Source organism: Acinetobacter uliginosus (assembly GCF_044130295.1).
Lineage (GTDB): Bacteria > Pseudomonadota > Gammaproteobacteria > Pseudomonadales > Moraxellaceae > Acinetobacter.
The window spans coordinates 16,245-38,531 of the sequence record NZ_JBIQOC010000052.1 but is presented as its reverse complement, the minus strand read 5'-3'; the positions used below and the strand labels follow the sequence as shown (position 1 = coordinate 38,531).

Below are 22,287 nucleotides of genomic sequence, written 5' to 3'. Positions count from 1 at the left end.
GAAGAACTTTAAAAGCTTTATTTTCACCCGATAAAATACCCATAAAACAAGAGGAAGCTCAAATGAGCTTCCTCTTGTGAAAAATTGTGGGACAGCAATGCCCTTTCGGACGCTTTTTTTGCTTCAACTTAAAGCAGATTAAGCATTAGCTTCTTTAGCTTTAGACATGGTCAATGCCAAGTCTTCAATCATGTCTTCCTGACCACCTACAGTACCACGGCGACCCAGTTCCATCAGGATTTCACGCGCAGACACGCCATATTTCGCTTCAGCACGTTTAGCAAACAACAGGAATGAAGAGTAAACACCCGCATAACCTAAAGTCGCTGCGTCACGGTCAGCACGAATCTGATGGGTCATCATTGGAATGATCAGATCTTCTGCAACGTCTTGAACCTTAAACAAGTCTACACCGGTTTCAATTTGCATACGGTTAGCAACCGCAACAAACAGTTCAAGTGGTGTATTACCTGCACCTGCACCTAAACCAGCAGAAGCCAAGTCAACACGCGTTGCACCAGCAGTCACAGCAGATACAGAGTTTGCAACACCCATACCCAGGTTATGGTGACCATGGAAACCGATTTCGATGTCTGAACCCAGGTTGGCACGTAAAATACCTACGCGGTCAGTCACGTCTTGAGGAAGCATGTAACCTGCAGAATCCGTTACATAGATACAGTTTGCACCGTAAGACACCATTTTTTGTGCTTCTTCCAACAGTTTTTCTGGAGAAGCCATGTGTGCCATCATCAAGAAGCCCACAGTGTCCATACCGAGTTTACGTGCAGCAGTAATGTGCTGTTCAGAAACGTCAGCTTCAGTTGAATGCGTTGCCACACGAATGGTAGAAACACCAACATCATGCGCCATTTGCAAGTGATCAACCGTACCAATACCCGGCAGTAAAAGTGCAGATACTTTTGCCTGTTTCAGGTTTGGAATCACTGCCTTCAAATATTCTTCATCGGTTGCCGCTGCAAAACCGTAGTTCACAGAGTTACCGCCCAAGCCGTCACCGTGTGTAACTTCAATTAAAGGGACACCTGCATCATCCAGAGCAGTTGCAATCGCAACCATTTGCTCAGGTGTAGTTTGATGGCGCATAGGATGCATGCCATCACGTAAAGTCATATCATTAATAATAATCTTAGACATGAAGATGCTCCTTATGCTTCAACTGCGTTTAAAACACGTTCTGCAAACATTTCTGCGGTACGCGCAGCTGCTGCAGTCATAATGTCGAGGTTACCGGCATATTTAGGCAGGTAATCGCCCAGGCCTTCAACTTCCAGGAAGATGGATACACGGTTACCATCAAATACTGGACCGTTTACCAGTTTGTAACCTGGCACGTATTTTTGAACTTCCTTGATCATCGCATGCACAGATTCTGTGATTGCCGCCTGATCTGGTTCGCCTTCAACCAGACAGTGAACCGTATCACGCATCATCAGTGGTGGCTCTGCCGGGTTAATAATGATGATCGCTTTACCCGCTTTAGCACCACCAACTTTTTCAATCGCACCGGCTGTAGTACGAGTGAATTCGTCGATGTTTTTACGTGTACCTGGACCTACAGATTTAGTCGATACAGTAGCAATGATTTCACCATATTCAACTGCTTGAACACGTGAAATTGCTGCAACCATAGGAATCGTTGCCTGACCACCACAAGTTACCATGTTTACGTTTGGTACTTCGCCCGCGTCTAACAAAGCTTCCAGGTTTACTGGTGGTACACAGAATGGACCGATCGCAGCAGGCGTCAAGTCAATCATCAACACGCCAAGTTCATTCAACTTGCGGCTGTTTTCAGCGTGAACGTAGGCAGAAGTTGCATCGAATGCAATTTTGATGTCGTCTTCCAGAACGTGAGGAAGTAAACCGTCTACACCGTCAGCAGTGGTTTTTAAACCCATTTTCGCAGCACGTGCCAAACCTTCAGAAGTTGGGTCAATACCCACCATCCATACTGGCTCTAGAAATTCACTGCGTTGTAATTTATATAGCAAGTCAGTACCAATGTTGCCTGGACCGATCAATGCACATTTAATCTTCTTCATGAACAATTTCTCTTAAAAAACGCTCTTAAAATCTGGACTTATTCAGCAGCGAATGCAGCAGTTACAGAACCAAAACCTTCAATTTCAACCACGAATTCATCACCCGGGTTAGCGACAACCATAGGACCTAATGCACCTGTCAGGATGATGTCGCCTGCAAGTAAAGGACGACCACGACGTACCATTTCATCCGCCAGCCAAACCGCAGCGTTTAACGGGTTAGCCAGACATGCTTTACCAACGCCTTGAGACACGACTTCTTCACCGCGTTTCATGGTCATTTTGCAATTTACAAGATCAAGATTTTCAAGTTTCACAGGACGTGAACCCAAAACATAAGCCGCAGAAGAAGCGTTATCTGCAACCGTATCAATCAATGAAATTTTCCAGTTTTCAATCCGGCTATCGACTACTTCTACAGCAGGCAGTGCATATTCAGTCGCACTGATAATGTCTGCATAAGTGTGTTTTTCTTGGGTTAAATCTTTGTTGATGATTAACGCGATTTCTGCTTCAACTTTGGGTTGAATCAATAGACCCGCTGGAATCGCTTCGCCATCACCATAAGCCATGTCAGCAAACAACATACCGAAGTCCGGTTGGTCTACACCCAGCTGCGCTTGCACAACTTTAGAGGTCAAACCAATTTTACGACCAACCAAACGACGACCTTCAGATAATGCGCGCTCTGTATTTACTTCCTGAACGGCGTATGCGATATCCACGTCAGCACTTTCGCCACCAAGTTGCGGGCGAACAGGGGCAATCGCAGTTTTTGATAATTCAGCGTTACGTAATGCTTGCGCAACTGATTCAACAACAGCAGAATTCGACATCAATGTTTCCTTAAACTGCAAAAATTGGACTTATACCGTTATCGATGGAAATGCGATGAACAACAAGAAGAAATCTGTGAACTGATCAAAGCCATCAGCAAAGGGCTGCTGCCCATCTTGGCAAACGCGTATATGTATAAACAGTTTTAGAATCGGAAAATTGCGCTTTTTATGCCAATACTTATTTTATTTATGACAATAGCTAATTCCTATAAATTAACTTGGTTTTATTTAAAAAAAACAGCCATATGAACCAAATATAAAAACTGTTTTCCCATATGAACTTAATGTCAGATTGTCAGATTCATGAAATAACCATCGATCTACGACTAAAAGACTAGATTGAATGCTTATTTTGAGTACAAAAACCCTATTTCAGCAGACCTAAAAATGTTATTTATATTTTTTAAAATCAACAAACTACAGCTACTTTATGAACCATAAAACCATTTTCAGTACAATTTTACTGAGCATCCTTTCCTGCTCAACTTTCGCACAGAATTATCAGCAGTCACTAAAAGGCAAATACCTTGTTTTAGCGGATGCTGAATGCGCAGGCTTAAAATTTAATGCCCAGGCGACTGCTGCAGCATGGCAAAATGAAATGGACTGCAGCCACGGCTACTATAATAAAGATGCCTGGCGTATTACCTGGATTGCACCAGAAATTTTTGTCATGACTGAAGTGATTCGTCCCAATGAAATTTCACCGCCCCGTAACTATATTTATAAAATCATGAGTATTCAGAATAAAACGGTCACTGTTACCGATTACTGGACTGGCTGGGGAAATCACAAACCGGAACTACAAAAATTTAGAATGAAATAAAGATGAAACTTGTTGCATCACTACCGAGACCCTCTTTATTTCTTCCATCGGGGTAAATAAAAGACCCTTATGAAAGAAGTTCAAAAAAAGGTGACTTTACATCACCCTTTTTAGTCTTCAGCTTGGATCAAACCGCCTGTTTCAAATTCACATGGTTTAATAAAAGCTGATGCAAATCTGCGACCTCATCTGCAATGGCCAGCGGATGATAGCGGGAAAGGACTTCCGGAGTATGGACCCCATAACTTACCCCTATACGCGGCATGGCAATATTTTGTGCCATTTCCAGATCATAGGAAGTATCACCGACCATGATCGCATGTTCAGCCTGGACACCAGTTTGGGTCAGAATTTCTTCCAGCATTAAAGGATGTGGTTTAGATCGGGTTTCACTGGCTGCACGTGTCGCCGCAAACAGCTCCATGCTTTGTGTCTGCTTTAAAACACGATCCAGACCTTTACGGCTTTTGCCTGTAGCGACTGCCAGTTTCACCCCTGCTTGAGCCAATGCTTCTAACATGTCGGCAACACCAGCGAACCATTGATCACCAGTTGAATTGGCAACATAGTGCTCTGAATAGGACTGTAAAATATCGGCATGTAACTCAGGCACAGCCGGAAATAAACGCTGTGCGACTTCCGGTAAACCTAGCCCGATAATACTTTTGGCATCTTCATCTGTTAAGGGTTGCTGGAATTGTTGTGCTGCGAACTGCAAACTCGCCACAATTTGACCGACCGAATCAAATAAAGTGCCATCCCAATCGAAAATAACCAGTTTTACAGGTGTGTTCATAAATGCTTTCCTAGTATTTGATTCAGTATTTAATTATTCACCTCCCCCTAGCCTTCTCCTACAAGGAGAGAGAAACCCTTTTGCTTAGTCATTCATTTTTTACTAAATCAAAATACTGACTACACGAAGTCTGAGTTAATGACAGAATATTTTACGTGATGTCCCCTCTCCTGAACGAGTTTAAAGCACTGCTTTAAACGATGTGCAAGAAAGGAAACTTGCGCAGCAATGCTGCTCAGGGAGAGGATTAAAACTTACTAGTCATCAAAAGTAACGACCGGCTTATCCTTCTTCTGCGCTCTGAGCTGCGCCACCAGACTCTGCATATCTTCAGGCAAAGGTGCTTCAATGATCGGATAACCCGGAATTTCCAGACGCATGGCATGTAAACATAAACGACGCGGCTTTGGCCCCTTATATTCAGTCTCATGACCGTATTTATCATCACCAATTAAAGGATGACCAATACTCAAACCATGTACACGAATCTGATGGGTACGGCCAGACAGTGGTGAAGCGTAAACCAGTGTGCCATGCATGAAACGCTCTGCTACCTTCCACTGGGTTTTACTGTCTTTACCTTCTTTAGAGACACGAACCCGGCGCTCACCATTGGCCAGCTCATAACGGTGCAAAGGGGCATCAATCAGCTGTTGATCCAGGCTCACCTGCCCTTTGACAATCGCGGCATAGGTTTTTTTGATTTTGTGTTCACGCAATAAATCTTGCAGCGTTTTTAAAGTACTGCGTTTTTTACTGATCATCACCAGTCCCGAAGTATCGCGGTCAATACGGTGAATCAGTTCCAGATATTTCTTGCCGGTGGCTGCACGCAGTCCTTCAATCAGCCCATACGCCACACCACTACCGCCATGCACGGCAATCCCTGAAGGTTTGTTTATTACCATCAGGCCTTCATCTTCATACACCACTCGACTAAGCAGGCTTTGCGCCACTTTATCCGATACTGGTGCCGCCGTTTCATCTTTAGGCTCAAAACGAATTGGTGCAACGCGAATCTGGTCACCAATATTCAGTTTGGTTTCCGCCTTAACGCGCTTTTTATTGACCCGAACCTGTCCTTCACGGATTAAACGATAAATCCGACTTTTTGGTACACCTTTAAGTCTGGAAAATAAAAAATTGTCGATGCGTTGACCCAATTGATGCTCGTCCACTTCAAACCAGGTGACACTTTGCCATTCTTGCGTAGAATTCATACAGTTACGATGACCCAAAAAATACTAAAATTGATTAAAAACTGATCACTTGGGCTATGCTTTACACAAGAAAGATAAGCTTAGCCCATAGGCAGATGATGCAAGGTTTGATATAGTCAGCGCACGGATACCACCGTTAGTGTGAAAAAATTTAATCACTTCAATCTTTTTTGAAGCTCAATATTAAATTTCACCATTCACATTAAATACGGAAAGGTCCCTAAAGAATATGCCGACGCCGAAGGCTTATTATATCGGCAAAAAAGCAAACTGTTGCGTTTAATTGTACTTCGTACATAAATCAGTTTGCCCTAAAAAATATGTCGCCAACCTAGTTGGTTTTTAAACGTAAACTGATACACATCAGATTAATCGCACCCTGAAGTCGCATTCAGGCTACAACGTTGATGCATTGGATCTGCACATAAAGCAAAGATACGATGATAATTCCGTATCAAGACGCCCGATCATGAATTAATGAAGGGACGATCTTCAAGCTACGTGACAGTGAAAGTTACTCACATCTAATGCACCGTTTGTCCGCCAGTGAATCGTTCAGGTGACTTTAATCGTTTATAAGATTGAAGCCGTATTGCCATCTTCAATACGTGAATCAAAAAACCGCAGCCCAAAAAAAAGGCCGGTAAAAAAGCTCAGACCACAATTGCGTCATTTTGAGATCTGGGTGTTGATCCGTAATGTGTGATGTTCGCTACGTGTATAGCGATGTCCTGCTGTGTATCACTATTAGGTGTTACACCCATGAAACGTATGTTGATTAATGCAACACATGCCGAAGAGATTCGCGTTGCACTTGTCACTGGTCAGCGTCTTTACGATTTCGATCTAGAAAATCGTACCCGTGAACAAAAAAAATCCAATATCTATAAAGGTCACGTCACTCGCGTTGAACCTTCTTTAGAAGCTGTTTTTGTAGAGTATGGTGCAGGCCGTCAAGGCTTCCTGTCCATGCGTGAAATCGCAAACTCGTATTACAAGGCAGATCCTCGCCAAACTTCAAATATCCGCGAATTGATCACTGAAGGTACCGAACTTTTAGTCCAGGTGGAAAAAGAAGAACGTGGTAATAAAGGTGCTGCCCTTTCTACCTTCATTTCGCTTGCTGGCCGTTATTTGGTGCTTATGCCAAACAACCCGAAAGGTGGCGGTATCAGCCGTCAAATTTCCGGTTCAGTGCGTGAAGAACTGAAAGAAATGTTGGCCTCACTGAATATTCCGCGTGGCATGAGCGTGATTGTGCGTACCGCAGGTATTGGCCGCTCGCAAGAAGAATTGCAACTTGATTTACAGCACTTGATGGATCTTTGGGCACAAATCCAAAACACCGCAAGTTCTGGCCCATCACCCATGCTGGTCCATCAAGAAGCCGGTGTGGTAACACGCGCAATTCGTGACTACTTACGTGATGATGTTGCAGAAATCCTGATTGACTCAGAACAAGCCTACAATGAAGCTTATAACTTCGTGAAAGCAGTAATGCCACGTCAAATCGACAAACTCAAAACCTATACTTTAAATGAGCCTTTATTTGCCCATTTCGGTATTGAAAGCCAGATTCAGACCGCTTATGAACGTGAAGTAAAACTTCCTTCTGGCGGTTCAATCGTGATTGACCAGACCGAAGCTTTGGTGTCGATCGATATTAACTCGGCTAAATCGACCCGTGGTCACGACGTTGAAGACACTGCTTTAAACACCAACTTAGAAGCAGCAGAAGAAATTGCGCGTCAACTGCGTTTACGCGATATCGGTGGCTTGGTGGTGATCGATTTCATCGACATGACCAAAGACCGCAACCAGCGCATGGTGGAAGCGAAACTGCGTGAAGCCACCCAAAGCGACCGTGCCCGCATCCAGTTCGGTCAATTGTCACGTTTTGGCTTAATGGAAATGAGCCGTCAACGCTTGCGTCCATCGCTGGAAGAAGCAACCGGTTACGTTTGCCCACGCTGTCATGGTACAGGCATGGTACGTGACTTACGCTCTTTATCATTGTCGATTATGCGTAAAGTGGAAGAAATTGCACTACGTGAACGCCACGGTGAAGTTCAAGTTGAAGTTCCAGTTGAAATTGCCGCATTCTTATTGAATGAAAAGCGTCACAGCCTGGTTTACTTAGAACAAACATCGAATGTCCGTGTAACCGTATTGCCTCACCCGCATCTGGAAACACCACATTACGAAATTTCCTATAATCCTGAAGGTTTTGCCCCAACCAGCTATGAACGTACCGAAGCAACCCGTTCAAGTGAAAAAGAGTTGGGTTATGAAGCATCTGAATGGCATTTAGGTGAAGAGCAACAAGTCCAGCAAGCTGCTCAACAAGCTTCAAGCCAGCCAGAGCGCAACAACAAGAAAAAACAGCAGCAACCTGCTATTCAGCAACAAACTCAAGCCGCTGCCCCTGCTGCACCGTCTACAAGTCCATGTGCCTGGTTAGAAAACCTGTTTGTACAAAAACAGGCAACCACTGTAGATCAAGCACGCACTGCTAACAACGCTGCTGCTGCCATCGAGCAAATGGTCAATGCGGGTGCCGTGAGCCGCGGTCAATTCGGTCAGATGGCAACAGCTGTCGAGACCGTACCTGTTGCGGCAACGAGCAGCAATGCTTACTTAACGCCAAATGTTCCTGCCAGTAACAAACAGGAACAGCGTGAAGTTGCAGATAAATATTCTGACAAGGAAGAAAAATCGCAACGTCACAATAAAAAGCGTAACAAGCCTAAAGAGCAACGTGAACAAGTTCAGTACGACAATCAGCAAAATCAAGTGCATGAAGAAATTGTTCAGGTTTCCCGTCATGAGCAACGTCAAGAACAACGTCCGGAACAGCGCCAGGATTCACGTGAAAACAAGCGCCCTTCTCGTCGTCAACACGCTGAACAACATGCTGACCAGCAAACCGAGCAAAATGCTGTACCACGCCGTGACCGTCGTAACCAGCAACGTCCAGAACGCCCAAATCGCCACCGCGATCAGAGCGTATTAAACGAACAGTCAGTGCAACAAACCGCAGCTGCTGTAGTCGTAAATGAACGGGAACCTAAAGTCGAAGTGATTGATACACCTCGTCAGGAAGTTCTGCCAACTGCATTGCTGGTCAATGTTGATGAGGCAAAAACCGAAATTGTTGCATTAAACTCAGCACCTGCTGTAGTTGAAGCACCAATTACTCAGGCTGCTCCTGTAACGGTTGAAGCACAAGTGCCGGTCATCGAGAAACCAGTGGTCGCGCAGGAAGAAAAACCTGCTGCAGCTGAAACTCATGAACCACACAAGCCACGTCCTGCAGAAAAACGTGCCAGCAACGATCCGCGTATGCGTCGTCGCCAAAAACGTGAAGCTCAGGCAAGACAGGCTCAGGCACCGAAGCTAAGCCCTTCTCAGGTTCCAACTTTGGGTCAATACACCGTGATCAGTCTCATTCGCCATGTCTATGGTGAAGATTGTTCAGTACTGATTGAACAATTTGGTTTAATTCCAACGTTCAACCGTGCCCTGGTGAAATTTACCGAGCAATATGCTGCAACAATCGCGACTCAGGCAACTGAAGCACCAGCACACCCGGTAACACGCGATGTAGCAGTCACCAAAGCCGCACCTGAAGCAGAACCTGCACCAGTGTTGGACTTGACACCACCAAAACCGGTGTCTGACAAACGTGTAGCAAATGATCCACGTGAACGTCGCCGTCTGGCAAAACAGGCTGCTGAACAAGCTTTAGAGCAAGCAAAGCAGGCGCATAGTCAACCTGAAACTGCTCCAACTGAAGCAATGCCGACAGAAACTGTTGCTGTAACAGAAGCAGAAACAGCGCCAGCCGAAGTGGCCGAGCCTGTTGTGACTGAAGTAGTTGCTGAACCTACTGCAGAAACTGTTGTTGCTGCTGAAACGGTAATTGCTACAGAGGAAACCGTACAGGCTGCTGAACCCGTACAGGCTGAATTGGCGGTAGAAGCTACTCAGGACGCACAAACTCAGGTCGAGCCAACCGCAGAAGCTGAAAAAACCGAAGGGGAAGATGGAGATAAACCTGTCCGTCCTCGTCGTCCTCGCGGTCGTCCACCAAAGAAAGCAACACCTGCAAATGAGTCGTAATTTGTTTTAAATTAGCTCTAGTGCAGTGAAATAAAAAAACCTAGTCATTCCGGTGACTAGGTTTTTTTTGATACTTTTGTCAGATTAGGTTGATTGCACTAGATTGAAACGATTAAAAGACAAGTGTACAAATCACAGCAAGCGTATTGCGAACAAATAGACTGTATTGGATTATGAAAAAATAAATAGGATTCATATGAACCACACTACACCGAGCGATCTTATTGGTATTGCGGATGTTGCAGCAAAAATACCTAAATTCATCAGCAAAGTCCCTCATTTATTGAGTGGTCTCAAACAAGCCTATTTGCGCACATCCAATACTCCAGCAGGCTTGGGTATTGCCTTTGAAAAAGCGGTAAAACATAATCCGCACGGCATGGCTTTATTATTTGAAGATCAGAAATTCAGTTATCAGGAACTGAATGAATGGGCCAACCAAATTGGACACTTCTATTTATCACTCGGTGCACAAAAAGGCGATGTGATTGCGGTGATGGTAGAAAACCGTCCGGAACTGATTGCTACAGTTATCGCCCTGGCAAAAATTGGCGTCACCTCTGCTTTGGTCAACACTTCACAAAGCGGTAAAGCACTGACCCACAGTATCAATCTGGTCAAGCCGATTGCCGTAATTGCCGGTGAAGAATGCCGTGCAGCTGTAGAAGACGTTCGTCAGGATCTAGAACTGGCAACAGACCGTTTTCACTGGTTTGCCGATCAAGCTACACAGGTGGATGCCGGCAAAGCACCTCAGGGCTGGACCAACCTGGCGGAAAAAGCCGACCAATTTCCAAAATTTAATACTTCGACCACGCACACCATTCAAGGTAAAGATGGCTTATTTTACATCTATACCTCAGGCACAACCGGCCTGCCTAAAGCGGTCATTTTCACCCATAGCCGCTGGACTTTGGCTTATGGCACCTATGGTCACGTGCTGGATTTAAAACATGATGACGTCATGTACTGCACCCTGCCGCTGTATCATGCCACTGGTATTGTGGTGTGCTGGTGTGGCGTGATTGCAAGCAGTGCAACATTTGCATTACGCCGCAAATACTCAACCTCTGCCTTCTGGAAAGATGTCAAAAAATTTGATGCCTCAGCCATTGGATATGTCGGTGAACTCTGCCGCTATTTAATGGATGCTCCCCCGTCTGAACTGGAAAAAGGCCACCGTGTCACCAAAATGATCGGTAATGGCATGCGTCCGAATATCTGGGATAAATTCAAGGAACGCTTCGGCATTGAAGAGGTACTGGAGCTGTATGCATCCAGTGAAGGTAATGTAGGCTTTAGTAACGTGTTTAACTTTGACAACACGGTCGGCTTCTCTCCAACACCTTATGCGATTATTGAATTTGATAAGGAAAGTAATCAGCCGGTGAGAGATGCCAAAGGCTGGTGTAAAAAAGTGAAAAAAGGTGAAGTCGGCTTACTGGTGGGCAAAATTACCCGCCGTTCACCTTTTGACGGCTATACCGATCCGGAAAAAAATAAATCCGTCATTATGAAAGATGTATTTAAACATGGAGATGCTTTCTTTAATACCGGTGATCTAGTACGCGATATCGGTTTCCGTCATGCCCAGTTTGTAGATCGCCTCGGGGATACTTTCCGCTGGAAAGGCGAAAATGTGTCTACCACTGAAGTTGAAAATGTAGTCAGTGAATATGAAAAAATTGCTGAGGCAGTGGTTTACGGGGTAGAAATTCCCCATACCAATGGTCGTGCCGGCATGGCAGCCGTTACCTTGAATGAGGGTGCAGAATTAACTGCCCAAGACTTAAAGCAAATGGCAAGCGAGTTCAAAAAATGTTTGCCGGCTTATGCTGTTCCGGTATTTTTACGTGTTCAGTCTCAAGTAGAAACGACTGGCACATTTAAATATCAAAAAAATACCCTCAAAGAACAGGCTTTCGACCCCAACAAGACCGATGAGCGTTTACTGGTCCTGCTGCCAAATGCGATAGAATATTGTGATTTAACTGCGGAAATCTTCAGCAATATTCAAGCCTATCAATACCGTTTCTAATTGCAGAACCGCTATTTTTTTATAAGATTAGGCAAATTTGTTGTATTTATAATCAAACATCAACAAGTTTGCTAATTTTTACTTGCGCTCGTTTGATAACTTGCTACAATACGCTCCATCAAAACGAAGTGGTGTTGAGAAAACTCTTTATTTTCTTGCACTGCACATTCGGACAAGTTCTGAATGTTGGTTCAGGGTCGTTAGCTCAGCTGGTAGAGCAGCGGACTTTTAATCCGTTGGTCCCGCGTTCGAATCGCGGACGACCCACCACTTATTTTGATTGATCTAGAGATGGGTCGTTAGCTCAGCTGGTAGAGCAGCGGACTTTTAATCCGTTGGTCCCGCGTTCGAATCGCGGACGACCCACCATCTTCTTAAAGGCTTCTGACATGAAGCTTTTTTAGCTTTTAAAGCACCTTTTCTGAATGGGTCGTTAGCTCAGCTGGTAGAGCAGCGGACTTTTAATCCGTTGGTCCCGCGTTCGAATCGCGGACGACCCACCATTCTTTCTTAGGGCTTCTTTCTGTACTACAATAGAAACGAAACCTGCAATATTCCGACCAAGACAAACCACACCGTTTCGGTTGATTCGCCATTCTCGAAATTTTGCTGTACCGATGTTGCAAAATACGGTGTTTTAATGCGCCTTTAAAAATCATAGATTTTTTTCTTGCACTCGGGTGAACCCTAAAAGCGATGCTTTAAGTTCACTAATCCTTGCTCAGGGTTGTTAGCTCAGTTGGTAGAGCAGTAGACTCTTAATCTATTGGTCGAGGGTTCGAGCCCCTCACAACCCACCAGATTTTTTATTATTCATCTTATATCTACACGCCCATATAATAAAAAGTGCTCCACATTTGCAGCATTTCTCCCCTTTTGAATTGCAAGTCTGATTAAATGAAAACAACATCCAATTTTTCTTTAACTGACTTTCTCTTTAACCAAACGATATGCCTGTTGTGGAAAGGGATTGCCTTCGGCAAAATATTGCTCGTTTAAGACAGAAGCATGCGCAATCTTGTCCAAATCCATGACCAGATTTTGATCTTTATCAATATCATAGAAAAATTCCACCCCATTTGAGCGATGCAAAATCACCTGATGATTTTGCCTATCATAAGACCAGCGATCTTGCCGGTGATACAGATTTGAAGCGAAGCTGATTTGCCCCGAATGGATCAGGGTGCGATGGGCAATTCCATCCTCCTGTAAATTAATAATATAATCTGCTGTACCATCTTTACATCTGACAAAAGGATCATCACAACTGATCGTGGCTTGATAACGGCCAATATAAGGCTCGGCACAGTCTGGAATGGCTTTTTTGATTCTAGATTCTGCCTGTTCCACCGGAACAGTCGCCCGCCCTGCAACATCAGTCAGGCTTCTAGCCTGCTCATCGCTATTCGTTGGAGTTTCTTTTTTTATTTGTTGCGCGACAGAGTCTTCTAAAGGCTTATTGCAACCCACCAAAGCTGCACAAATCACCCCCAAGAAAAAACCACAATAATTCGCTTTTCGAAACACCGCTCTCCCTCCTGAGAGTTAAATTTTGTTTGGCTTTCCATAGCCATATTTGCCGATGTACACAATAAAGACTAAAGCACGGATCATCATTTTACCCTCACACATATGGGAATATTTTGTTGATTTTTATTCATATAAATCAACTTATTCAACAAAACATATCTTAAATGACGACCTCGCAATTAAGCCCTTAGCTTTACATAAATTAACTATTTTTTATGGCATGCCCCTTTAAAAAGAAGGGTTCATCTCCATTTTTTTATTACAAGCATGTTGTTTTAACTGCTTTGTTATTTTTATTAAGGAGACCTAGATGGCCAATGTTGGTTTATATCGTTCTAAGCGTCAGAACATGATTGCAGGTGTAATGGGCGGTATTGCTGAACGTTTTGGTTGGAATGTGACTTTACTGCGCATTATTTTCGTTCTGGTTTCTGTCATGAGCGCAGCATTTCCGGGAATCCTGGTGTATTTAATTTTGTGGCTGGTGATTCCTAAACAGCCCAATACCATGTTTGGTCAGACATCAGCCTATAACAACCCGATCCGCACGGTAAATCCGGATCAAAATCGCTAACATCCCGTTGAACTCCATGAGTTGAGTTCGTTTTATGCTACGACTTTTCCCCCAATCAGTCGTAGCTTTTTTTTTGCTTCATTTCTGCTTTATGCCGCTACATTCAACTGCTGGTTCAATGCCGCAATTATATCGGCACGGCTAATAATGCCGACCATTTTCTGTTTTTCCACCACTGGAATATAGTTAAATGAACGCTCAACAAAGTAAGGCACCAGGTCCTGAATCGGTTGCTCCGGCTTTACGGTGACCACTTGGCGAACCATAATATCCTTGACCTGACGCTGCCATGTGGTTCTTAAATCGGTTGCGCGCTTAAACCATTCCACCACTTCATATAAAGCCAGCGTACCGACCAGTTGCTGCTGGGCATTGATCACAGGCAGACTCATCAAATTCATATGTTTGAATTTATCCAGTGCAGAATGGATATCATCATTTGCATTCAGGCTAATCACGTCTTTGGTCATGATGTCCTGACACTTGAACTGGCTCACACCCCGGGCATTGGCTTTCTCCTGAGCGGCCAAAATAATTTTTTGCAGGTCATATTCACTAATATCCAGCAGCTCGGTCTGCTGATCCAATGTGGCCTGAATATCTTGCGGTTGAATGGTGACTTTTTGCGTGGGCGTTGGGTCTTTGGAACGCTGGTTGATTTGTGCTACTTGTGGATACTGTTTTCCTAAAAGACGGTTAAAGATAATCGCTACAAACATCAACAGGACCGAATTTAATAAAACCGGATAAAAAATAAAGTAATATCCCAGCTCATGGACCGCTTCGCCACCTAAAACGGCAGTAATCGCCACCGCCCCACTCGGGGGATGTAAGGAATCCGTGGTCATCATCAGAAAAATAGACAATGCCACCGCCACACTAAAGGCTTCAGTCAGGTTTGGAATATAGGCCGCACAAGTCACCCCAATAACTCCTGCAATGATATTGCCAACCACCATATTCCACGGCTGTGCCAAAGGACTGGCAGGCACGGCAAACAGTAATACTGAAGATGCACCCATCGGCGCGATATACCATGCATTGATATCTCCCAACACCCACCAACTTATGAAAGATGAAAGTGTCAGTCCAAGTAATGCACCCAAACCGCATAGCAGGCGATCTTTCAAAGGAAGAATCTTGAAATTGGGTTTTAGGGTATTTAGCCATTCGAGTCGGGAATGAAACACAGCACGCCTTTTATTGTTTTGGGGAAGAAGTTGCAAATTATAGAATGCTAACGATTAAAGATGTATTTATTTTATATCTTATATTTATCAATAAATCTGTGAATCATTTTTAAACAGCTGATTTCTTGTCCTGAAACCTTTGCCACACCTTTGCAAAATCCTTATACTTAGAGCCAATTTTTCTCTAATTTTAATGGATGCTACATGAGTCGCGCCATATCGCATATTGATACATTTCAAGGCTTAATTCTTGCCTTACAAAACTACTGGGCTGAACAAGGTTGTGTAGTGTTACAACCTTACGATATGGAAATGGGTGCAGGGACATTCCACACTGCAACTTTCCTTCGTGCGTTAGGACCAGAAACATGGAACGCGGCTTACGTACAACCTTCACGCCGTCCGAAAGATGGCCGTTATGGTGAAAACCCGAACCGTTTACAACATTATTATCAGTTCCAGGTGGTGCTTAAGCCCAACCCGGACAATATCCAGCAGCTTTATCTCGATTCGTTAAAAGCCATTGGTATTGATACCCTGACCCACGACATCCGTTTTGTGGAAGATAACTGGGAATCACCAACTCTCGGTGCTTGGGGCTTGGGCTGGGAAGTTTGGCTGAACGGTATGGAAGTGACCCAGTTCACTTACTTCCAGCAAGTCGGTGGTGTTGAATGTTACCCGGTGACAGGCGAAATCACTTACGGTCTGGAACGTCTGGCGATGTACCTGCAAGGTGTAGACTCGGTTTACGATCTGGTCTGGACCAAAGGCCAGTTCGGTACGGTAACTTACGGTGATGTATTCCATCAAAATGAAGTGGAACAATCCACTTACAACTTTGAATATGCACCAGTCGACAAAATGTTCGAGCTGTTCGACTTCTACGAAGCTGAAGCAACGCGCTTAATGGAAGCTGAACTGCCATTGCCTGCATATGAACAGGTGATTAAAGCATCACACAGCTTTAATCTGCTGGATGCTCGCGGTGCGATTTCGGTGACTGAACGTCAGCGTTATATTTTACGTGTCCGTACATTGGCGCGTGCCATTGCGCAAAGTTACGTGGCAGCACGTGCGAAACTGGGTTTCCCAATGGCAGAACCACATTTACGTGACGAAGTATTGGCGCAGTTAAAAGCACAAGTTGAAGCAGAAGCAGCTCAAGCAGAAAAAGCAGCGGAGAACAAATAATGTCTAAACATACTGTTTTATTTGAACTTGGCTGTGAAGAACTCCCACCAAAAAGCTTAAAAAAATTACGTGATGCCCTTCAGGCCGAAACCGAAAAAGGCTTAAAAGATGCTGGTCTGGCTTTCGACTCAATTGAAGCTTATGCAGCACCACGCCGCCTGGCATTGAAAATTGTCAATGTAGAAGGCGCACAAGCAGATACACAAAAACGTTTTGACGGCCCTGCTAAACAAGCAGCGTTTGATGCTGAAGGCAAACCAACCAAAGCACTTGAAGGCTTTATGCGTGGTCAAGGCATTACGGTTGATCAAGTATCGACTTTCCAGGCCGGTAAAGTTGAAAAAGTGTGCTATTTAAAAGACGTGAAAGGTCAAAGCCTTGACGTTTTACTGCCACAAATTTTACAAACTGCTTTAGACAACCTACCAATTGCTAAACGCATGCGTTCTGCGGCTAGCCGTACCGAATTCGTACGTCCAGTTAAATGGGTAGTGTTACTTAAAGACAACGACGTGATTGATGCAACTATTCAGGATCACAAAGCAGGCAACGTGACTTATGGTCACCGTTTCCATGCGCCTGAAGCCATTAGCTTAGCCAATGCAGATGAATATCTACCTAAATTAAAAGCAGCGCACGTTGTAGCGTCGTTTGAAGAACGCCAAGCCATCATTGATCAGCAAGTCAAAGCATTGGCTGATGAAGTGAATGCTATTGCCATTGTTCCAGCTGACCTTCGTGATGAAGTGACTGCATTGGTTGAATGGCCTGTTGCGTTACGTGCAAGCTTCGAAGAACGTTTCCTTGCTGTTCCGCAAGAAGCATTAATCACGACGATGCAGGACAACCAGAAGTACTTCTGTTTGGTAAATGCTGACAACAAACTGCAACCTTACTTCATTACTGTGTCAAACATTGAGTCGAAAGATCCGACACAAATTATTGAAGGTAACGAGAAAGTGGTTCGTCCACGTTTGTCAGATGCTGAGTTCTTCTTCCTGCAAGATCAAAAGCAACCGCTGGCATCGCGTAAAGAAAAACTGGCCAACATGGTGTTCCAAGCTGAATTGGGTACACTTTGGGATAAATCGACTCGTATTGCAAAATTGGCTGTAGCGTTAGCGCCGATCACAGGTGCGAACCCTGCTGACGCTGAAAAAGCCGCCCTGCTTGCGAAATGTGACTTAACTTCTGAGCTTGTTGGGGAATTCCCGGAACTTCAAGGGATTGCGGGTACTTACTACGCACGTCTTGAAGGTGAAAATGCTGAAGTTGCTGAATCTTTGGGTGAGCAATACTTGCCTAAATTCGCAGGTGACGTGTTACCGAAAACCAAGACTGGTACAACCATTGCCCTTGCCGACCGTTTGGATACCTTGACCGGTATTTTCGGTATTGGTCAAGCGCCTACAGGTTCTAAAGACCCGTTTGCACTGCGTCGTTCTGCAATTGGTATCTTACGTCTTGTGACTGAAAATGAGCTGGATGTGTCGATTGAAGACCTAATCAAACTTGCTTTAGCTTCATATGGCGATGTATTGAAAGACCATGACAAGACTTTGGCAGATGCTGTTGCATTCCTGGAAGGTCGTTACCGTGCGAAATACGAAGACCAGGGCGTGGCTGTTGATGTGATTCAAGCTGTTCAAGCATTGTCGCCAAAATCTCCACTTGATTTTGACAAACGCGTAACTGCGGTAAATCACTTCCGTGCATTGCCTGAAGCGGCTGCGCTTGCTGCTGCCAACAAGCGTGTTGCCAACATTTTGGCTAAAGAAGCAACACCTGAGGGTGCTGTGGTTGAAGCGAATCTGGTTGAAGATGCTGAGAAAGCATTATTCGCTGAACTTGCGAAAATCACGCCTGTGGTTGAGCCGTTATTTGCTGCCAAGGACTACACTGCTGCATTGTCAGCTTTAGCTGCGCTTCGTGCACCAGTGGATGCATTTTTTGATGGCGTAATGGTGATGGCTGATGATGCTGACCTGAAAGCTAACCGTTTACGTATGCTCGCTCAGCTTCGTGGTTTATTTACTGCGGTTGCGGATATTTCGGTGCTTCAGCACTAAGCTATAATTGGTTGTAAATCATAAAAAACCCCGCTATAAATGAGTGGGGTTTTTTATGATTTTTTAGAATGCAAAATATTGAAGAAATTAGAGAGAGAATTTATTCCTTACTTGGAAAACATCTTATTCGTTTTCAAACAATAGAAATGAGGCTAAAAACCCTCATGAAGATAAATAAAACTATTATTTCTAAGCCCAATAATTCACCTCTGGTTATAGAACCATCTGTTCAAAATCAAACTTTAGGTGGCTTAAGTACAAAAGCCTTAAATTCATTATTTCTCGTGAATCCCCTAGAAGAAGATACAATCATTACTGAACCTAACAATACTCTTCGTCTAGATATGAAAATATCTTTTAATTTATGCGAACATAACCATCAAAGACTAAACAGTCAATTTCAAGAATTTGTTACTGATCGAAATTTTATAGCACATCACTTTCAAGAAAAATATAATTTATCTAATCTCGATGAATCTAAAGAAGCTGTCGATTTTCTATTAAATCTGGAGAAAAAACATAAACCTTTTTTAGATCAATTTGAGCAATATTGTTTGAATGCTCAAAAAAGCTTAGAGACTCAAATTGATTTTTTAAAATCTGATTTGTTCAAAGCACGTTTCATCTTTCCTTCAGATGAGATTTACAAAGAGATTGAAAAATTAATCATTAACAATAAAAAAAATGACGGTTGGATTTCACTTACAACAGTAGGCGTATCAATTAACAAAAAATTTCCTAATGCTAATAAGAAAATCAAAACAGAGTATGGCTTCAAAAATCTTAATGACTTATTACTGAATAGTGGATTGTTTTTACTTAAGATTGAGCCGACCTCAAAAGGTGAAAAAATGTTAATCCAAATAAATTATGATGAAGCTATATTCGAAGTAATTGAAAACTAGTTTTTATAGCCAATTTTCATCCGATTCCCTATACTCAAACTAACAACACTCAACAAGAAAGAATCATATGAAATTTAAAATGCTTATTTTGACTGGTCTTGCGGGTATTGCTGTTACGGCGTGTACAACTGCGCCTAAAATCCCACAACTTGAAACCGGCGTATTACAAGAAGTTCAGAATCTGGAAGTCTATCCAGACACAGTGGATAACAAAGCCAAACTGACTAAATTTATTGATAAATGCGTGATTGAATTTACCGGCAACCTCAAAGCAGGAAAATCCATAGAACACTGGTCATTTAAAGGCAATACCCTAATTTCGGGTGGTGCAACCACCTTTGCCCAAGATGGCTCAAGCACCGCCAATAATTTTGACCTGCATAGCCCAGAAGTACAAAAAAACTTCCTTGCCCTGCGCCATCATTTCCATAAAGATGCCTTAGCCCAATGTAACTAACTCTCCCCATCAGAATCACTGAATCTATTGGGACTTGGTGATTCTTTCTTTTTATACAGTCAAAGCGATAGAGAAACTAAACTTCCAAGTGTATGGCTTAAAGCAGCACGATTCTTATAAAAGAATAAAAATCAAAAACGTATATAATTTAGTTTGTAAATCATTTTCACATATCGAGGCAGATTGTTATTCGGTGTTGCAAAAACGTGTGAATTTAATCTCTGATTCCGAACTCCCGCATTAAACTGGTTATGATGGTGCTCTTATAACTCGGTAAACACTCGAGTTTTATCATGTAAGGATAAATCGGGCTATGAAAACAATCAGAATAATAGTGATGAGCACAGCACTTTTAGCTTGTACTTCCCTTTTTGCTAACCCGAACACCAAAGCAACTTCAGAGCTAAAAGTTAAACACAGTGATCAAAATACTGCTGACATCGTTCATAGCAGTAAAGAAGAGATGAGTAAAACTCGAACTGCAAAGCCAGACTCCCCAGAAAACATCCAGAACTTTGCCGCTAAAAATGCTATCCCAAGTAAAAATAGCAACCATTCACATCCCAGCAATATGGATATTAACGGTCAAACCCATGCGGAACTGAATCCATATTCTGAAAAAGCAGCTTCAGCCGATCCCACTCAGGAAATTGAAAAATAAGGTATCTTTTTAAATGACTGTATAAAAAGCTCATTTTCACGGGCTTTTTTTCTTGGATAAAACAATCGGAAGATTGAGCTTAAATGTAATGAATCTGTATTAATTTCGCCACATTCCACATTTTCCCCATCATTCACTCTTAGAATAAAATCCAATAGAAAATTGAATTAGATTGCAGCCATTACTCGAACAGGAATTATCCTTACAATGAAAATGATGAAAACGGTATTGATTACAAGTGCCATTTTGGCATCCACCTCTGTTTTGGCTCAAACCAGTACTACAGCTCCAGCACACAGCCACCCTGCACCTTATGGGGATAACCCCAATATCTTTAAAGTGCTCGGTCATAAGGCCCAGCAGAAGGTTCAGAACACGGCGGAAAAGGTGGATACAGCGGCGCAAAAAGGTGTGGCCAAAGTCAAACCCAAAGTCGAAAATGCCTGGGAAGAAACCAAGGACTTTGCCACTGAAAAATCAGCCATTGCCAAAGAAAAGTCACAACACGCAGCAGCCACGGTCAATCAAAAAATAACTGAAACTAAGGATCATATTATCGGCAGTCCAAATGATCAGCCTGCACCGATTATTTCGCATCCGCTGAGTGAGTCTTCAACCAGTAATTAATTTGCACCTACATATGACTGGCTGCTCAAGTACAAGCTGTATAGGTAAAACCAACGCCGATTTATAAATCAAGTTGATTATAAGCAATCAGCCTCTGTGTGAGAGACTGATTGAAAAGATAAATTAATTGACCTGTCGAATCGGCTGTCCTGCTTTAAAGGCCAGTACGTTCTGCTGCATCTGCTGCACAATCCGTTGCCGTGCATCGACACTGCCCCATGCACTATGCGGAGTAATGATCAGGTTGGGAATATCATCGGCTAACAGCACATTACCTTGTTTAGGCGGCTCAACCGTGAGCACATCGGTGGCAGCCCCGGCAATTTTGCCCTGACGCAAGGCATCAGCCAACGCAGCTTCATTGACGATTCCACCGCGTGCGCAGTTAATTAAAAATGCGCTTGGTTTCATGGCATCGAAAGCTTGGGCATCAATTAAATCACGGGTATCGTCAGTTAAGGGACAATGCAGACTCAGGAAATCCACTTGCGGCAACAGTTCTGCAAAAGGTACACGGCTCGCATCAGTTGGACGGTTCGGCAATGATCCGACCAAAACCATCATGCCAAAAGCTTCAGCCAGCTTTGCCACAGCCTGTCCCAATTCACCATAACCGACAATACCCAGCGTTTTGCCAGACAACTCGATAATCGGGAAATCCAGCAGACAGAACTGTGAAGCCTTATTCCACTCGCCTTGCTTTACGGCACGGTCGTATTTGAGTAATGAAGTTGCTAAAGCCAGCATCAAGCTTAAAGTATGCTGTGCCACTGCCGCGGTGCCATAACCCTGACAGTTGCATACCACAATGCCTTGTTTACGTGCCTGAACCAGATCAATATTATTGGTGCCCGTTGCCGAAATTAAAATCAGTTTTAACTGTGGACATTGTTGCAAGGTAGCAGCATCGACCACGACTTTATTACTGATAATGACCTCTGCCTCTTGTACACGTTCGAGCAGCTGTGCCTGGGTCGTCGTTGGAAAAAGTTTCAGCTCATCAAATACAGCTTCAAGCTGACTGAAATCCAGATCATTTTTATCCAGCGATTCATAATCTAAAAATACGGCTTTCATGCTGCTTCCCTTGGCTGAGTTTGATGAATATCTAAAAATTATTGCCCAGACATTAAAAGCCAGTTTTACATTCTTTTTCAACCAAATTTAGAGATG

The 22,287-nt window shown here is 43.5% G+C and carries 18 protein-coding genes and 4 tRNA genes; 14 read left to right on the top strand and 8 right to left on the bottom strand.

The features are described from left to right. Window positions 1-138: 138 nt before the first annotated feature. Genes dmpG through mhpD form a run of 3 tightly spaced genes read right to left on the bottom strand, consistent with a single transcriptional unit; the run spans window position 139 to window position 2,902 of the window. Window positions 139-1,158: a 4-hydroxy-2-oxovalerate aldolase gene (dmpG, locus tag ACE01T_RS11035; RefSeq protein ID WP_086195280.1), complete on the bottom strand. Its 1,020-nt coding sequence runs from the start codon at window positions 1,156-1,158 to the stop codon at window positions 139-141. An 11-nt stretch (window positions 1,159-1,169) separates the two neighbouring features. Then, on the bottom strand, window positions 1,170-2,066 hold the full coding sequence (locus ACE01T_RS11030; protein ID WP_086195279.1) for an acetaldehyde dehydrogenase (acetylating): 897 nt from the start codon (window positions 2,064-2,066) through the stop codon (window positions 1,170-1,172). Between the two features lie 38 nt (window positions 2,067-2,104). Continuing rightward, window positions 2,105-2,902, bottom strand: coding sequence for a 2-keto-4-pentenoate hydratase (mhpD, locus tag ACE01T_RS11025; RefSeq protein WP_086195278.1), 798 nt, complete (start codon window positions 2,900-2,902; stop codon window positions 2,105-2,107). Between the two features lie 433 nt (window positions 2,903-3,335). Between mhpD and ACE01T_RS11020 the strand changes: the two genes are divergently transcribed. Continuing rightward, window positions 3,336-3,731 (top strand): hypothetical protein, encoded by a 396-nt coding sequence (locus tag ACE01T_RS11020; RefSeq protein ID WP_086195277.1) that lies wholly within the window; start codon window positions 3,336-3,338, stop codon window positions 3,729-3,731. Window positions 3,732-3,858: 127 nt separating this feature from the next. On the opposite strand, the gene ACE01T_RS11015 is transcribed toward ACE01T_RS11020, so the two are convergent. Both ACE01T_RS11015 and ACE01T_RS11010 read right to left on the bottom strand, forming a co-directional pair. Continuing rightward, a complete protein-coding gene (locus tag ACE01T_RS11015; protein ID WP_180043079.1) occupies window positions 3,859-4,527 on the bottom strand; it encodes an HAD-IA family hydrolase in 669 nt (222 codons plus the stop codon). Window positions 4,528-4,784: 257 nt separating this feature from the next. Further along, window positions 4,785-5,747 carry an RluA family pseudouridine synthase gene (locus ACE01T_RS11010; RefSeq protein ID WP_180080072.1) on the bottom strand — a complete coding sequence of 321 codons (963 nt, stop codon included), beginning with the start codon at window positions 5,745-5,747 and terminating at the stop codon, window positions 4,785-4,787. 762 nt (window positions 5,748-6,509) lie between these two features. Between ACE01T_RS11010 and ACE01T_RS11005 the strand changes: the two genes are divergently transcribed. From ACE01T_RS11005 to ACE01T_RS10980, 6 genes are all read left to right on the top strand, one after another. Continuing rightward, window positions 6,510-9,869: an Rne/Rng family ribonuclease gene (locus ACE01T_RS11005; protein ID WP_086195274.1), complete on the top strand. Its 3,360-nt coding sequence runs from the start codon at window positions 6,510-6,512 to the stop codon at window positions 9,867-9,869. Window positions 9,870-10,065: 196 nt separating this feature from the next. Then, a complete protein-coding gene (locus tag ACE01T_RS11000) occupies window positions 10,066-11,907 on the top strand; it encodes a long-chain-acyl-CoA synthetase (RefSeq protein WP_086195273.1) in 1,842 nt (613 codons plus the stop codon). Window positions 11,908-12,101: 194 nt separating this feature from the next. Then, window positions 12,102-12,177, top strand: a tRNA-Lys gene (locus tag ACE01T_RS10995). 23 nt (window positions 12,178-12,200) lie between these two features. Further along, window positions 12,201-12,276 (top strand) — tRNA-Lys (locus tag ACE01T_RS10990). 58 nt (window positions 12,277-12,334) lie between these two features. Then, window positions 12,335-12,410 (top strand) — tRNA-Lys (locus tag ACE01T_RS10985). 221 nt (window positions 12,411-12,631) lie between these two features. After that, a tRNA-Lys gene (locus tag ACE01T_RS10980) sits at window positions 12,632-12,707 on the top strand. Window positions 12,708-12,828: 121 nt separating this feature from the next. Here the strand turns inward: ACE01T_RS10980 and ACE01T_RS10975 are convergent. Further along, a complete protein-coding gene (locus tag ACE01T_RS10975) occupies window positions 12,829-13,434 on the bottom strand; it encodes a hypothetical protein (protein ID WP_086195272.1) in 606 nt (201 codons plus the stop codon). Between the two features lie 313 nt (window positions 13,435-13,747). Between ACE01T_RS10975 and ACE01T_RS10970 the strand changes: the two genes are divergently transcribed. Next, window positions 13,748-14,011, top strand: coding sequence for a PspC domain-containing protein (locus ACE01T_RS10970; protein ID WP_395519261.1), 264 nt, complete (start codon window positions 13,748-13,750; stop codon window positions 14,009-14,011). Between the two features lie 89 nt (window positions 14,012-14,100). On the opposite strand, the gene ACE01T_RS10965 is transcribed toward ACE01T_RS10970, so the two are convergent. Beyond that, the gene (locus tag ACE01T_RS10965) at window positions 14,101-15,201 is read right to left on the bottom strand and encodes an HPP family protein (RefSeq protein WP_086195270.1); all 1,101 of its coding nucleotides are present in this window, start codon (window positions 15,199-15,201) and stop codon (window positions 14,101-14,103) included. A 204-nt stretch (window positions 15,202-15,405) separates the two neighbouring features. Between ACE01T_RS10965 and glyQ the strand changes: the two genes are divergently transcribed. From glyQ to ACE01T_RS10935, 6 genes are all read left to right on the top strand, one after another. Continuing rightward, entirely contained in the window at window positions 15,406-16,395 is a 990-nt protein-coding gene (gene glyQ / locus ACE01T_RS10960; RefSeq protein ID WP_086195269.1) for a glycine--tRNA ligase subunit alpha, read from the top strand. Beyond that, on the top strand, window positions 16,395-18,464 hold the full coding sequence (gene glyS, locus ACE01T_RS10955; RefSeq protein ID WP_086195268.1) for a glycine--tRNA ligase subunit beta: 2,070 nt from the start codon (window positions 16,395-16,397) through the stop codon (window positions 18,462-18,464). The genes glyQ and glyS overlap by 1 nt, the downstream gene beginning before the upstream one ends. Window positions 18,465-18,532: 68 nt before the next feature. Beyond that, complete coding sequence (locus ACE01T_RS10950) at window positions 18,533-19,369, top strand: OST-HTH/LOTUS domain-containing protein (protein WP_086195267.1); 837 nt, start codon at window positions 18,533-18,535, stop codon at window positions 19,367-19,369. Between the two features lie 67 nt (window positions 19,370-19,436). Further along, entirely contained in the window at window positions 19,437-19,826 is a 390-nt protein-coding gene (locus ACE01T_RS10945; RefSeq protein ID WP_086195266.1) for a hypothetical protein, read from the top strand. Between the two features lie 313 nt (window positions 19,827-20,139). After that, a complete protein-coding gene (locus ACE01T_RS10940; RefSeq protein WP_180043071.1) occupies window positions 20,140-20,487 on the top strand; it encodes a hypothetical protein in 348 nt (115 codons plus the stop codon). A 207-nt stretch (window positions 20,488-20,694) separates the two neighbouring features. Beyond that, window positions 20,695-21,114 carry a hypothetical protein gene (locus ACE01T_RS10935; RefSeq protein WP_086195264.1) on the top strand — a complete coding sequence of 140 codons (420 nt, stop codon included), beginning with the start codon at window positions 20,695-20,697 and terminating at the stop codon, window positions 21,112-21,114. A 123-nt stretch (window positions 21,115-21,237) separates the two neighbouring features. On the opposite strand, the gene ACE01T_RS10930 is transcribed toward ACE01T_RS10935, so the two are convergent. Continuing rightward, window positions 21,238-22,191 (bottom strand): 2-hydroxyacid dehydrogenase, encoded by a 954-nt coding sequence (locus tag ACE01T_RS10930; protein WP_180043070.1) that lies wholly within the window; start codon window positions 22,189-22,191, stop codon window positions 21,238-21,240. Between the last annotated feature and the right edge of the window lie 96 nt (window positions 22,192-22,287).

Coding starts and splice junctions, on each gene's coding strand:
- dmpG (WP_086195280.1), bottom strand. CDS start 1,158: ATGTCTAAGATTATTATTAATGATATGACTTTACGTGATGGCATGCAT.
- ACE01T_RS11030 (WP_086195279.1), bottom strand. CDS start 2,066: ATGAAGAAGATTAAATGTGCATTGATCGGTCCAGGCAACATTGGTACT.
- mhpD (WP_086195278.1), bottom strand. CDS start 2,902: ATGTCGAATTCTGCTGTTGTTGAATCAGTTGCGCAAGCATTACGTAAC.
- ACE01T_RS11020 (WP_086195277.1), top strand. CDS start 3,336: ATGAACCATAAAACCATTTTCAGTACAATTTTACTGAGCATCCTTTCC.
- ACE01T_RS11015 (WP_180043079.1), bottom strand. CDS start 4,527: ATGAACACACCTGTAAAACTGGTTATTTTCGATTGGGATGGCACTTTA.
- ACE01T_RS11010 (WP_180080072.1), bottom strand. CDS start 5,747: ATGAATTCTACGCAAGAATGGCAAAGTGTCACCTGGTTTGAAGTGGAC.
- ACE01T_RS11005 (WP_086195274.1), top strand. CDS start 6,510: ATGAAACGTATGTTGATTAATGCAACACATGCCGAAGAGATTCGCGTT.
- ACE01T_RS11000 (WP_086195273.1), top strand. CDS start 10,066: ATGAACCACACTACACCGAGCGATCTTATTGGTATTGCGGATGTTGCA.
- ACE01T_RS10970 (WP_395519261.1), top strand. CDS start 13,748: ATGGCCAATGTTGGTTTATATCGTTCTAAGCGTCAGAACATGATTGCA.
- glyQ (WP_086195269.1), top strand. CDS start 15,406: ATGAGTCGCGCCATATCGCATATTGATACATTTCAAGGCTTAATTCTT.
- glyS (WP_086195268.1), top strand. CDS start 16,395: ATGTCTAAACATACTGTTTTATTTGAACTTGGCTGTGAAGAACTCCCA.
- ACE01T_RS10950 (WP_086195267.1), top strand. CDS start 18,533: ATGCAAAATATTGAAGAAATTAGAGAGAGAATTTATTCCTTACTTGGA.
- ACE01T_RS10945 (WP_086195266.1), top strand. CDS start 19,437: ATGAAATTTAAAATGCTTATTTTGACTGGTCTTGCGGGTATTGCTGTT.
- ACE01T_RS10940 (WP_180043071.1), top strand. CDS start 20,140: ATGAAAACAATCAGAATAATAGTGATGAGCACAGCACTTTTAGCTTGT.
- ACE01T_RS10935 (WP_086195264.1), top strand. CDS start 20,695: ATGAAAATGATGAAAACGGTATTGATTACAAGTGCCATTTTGGCATCC.
- ACE01T_RS10930 (WP_180043070.1), bottom strand. CDS start 22,191: ATGAAAGCCGTATTTTTAGATTATGAATCGCTGGATAAAAATGATCTG.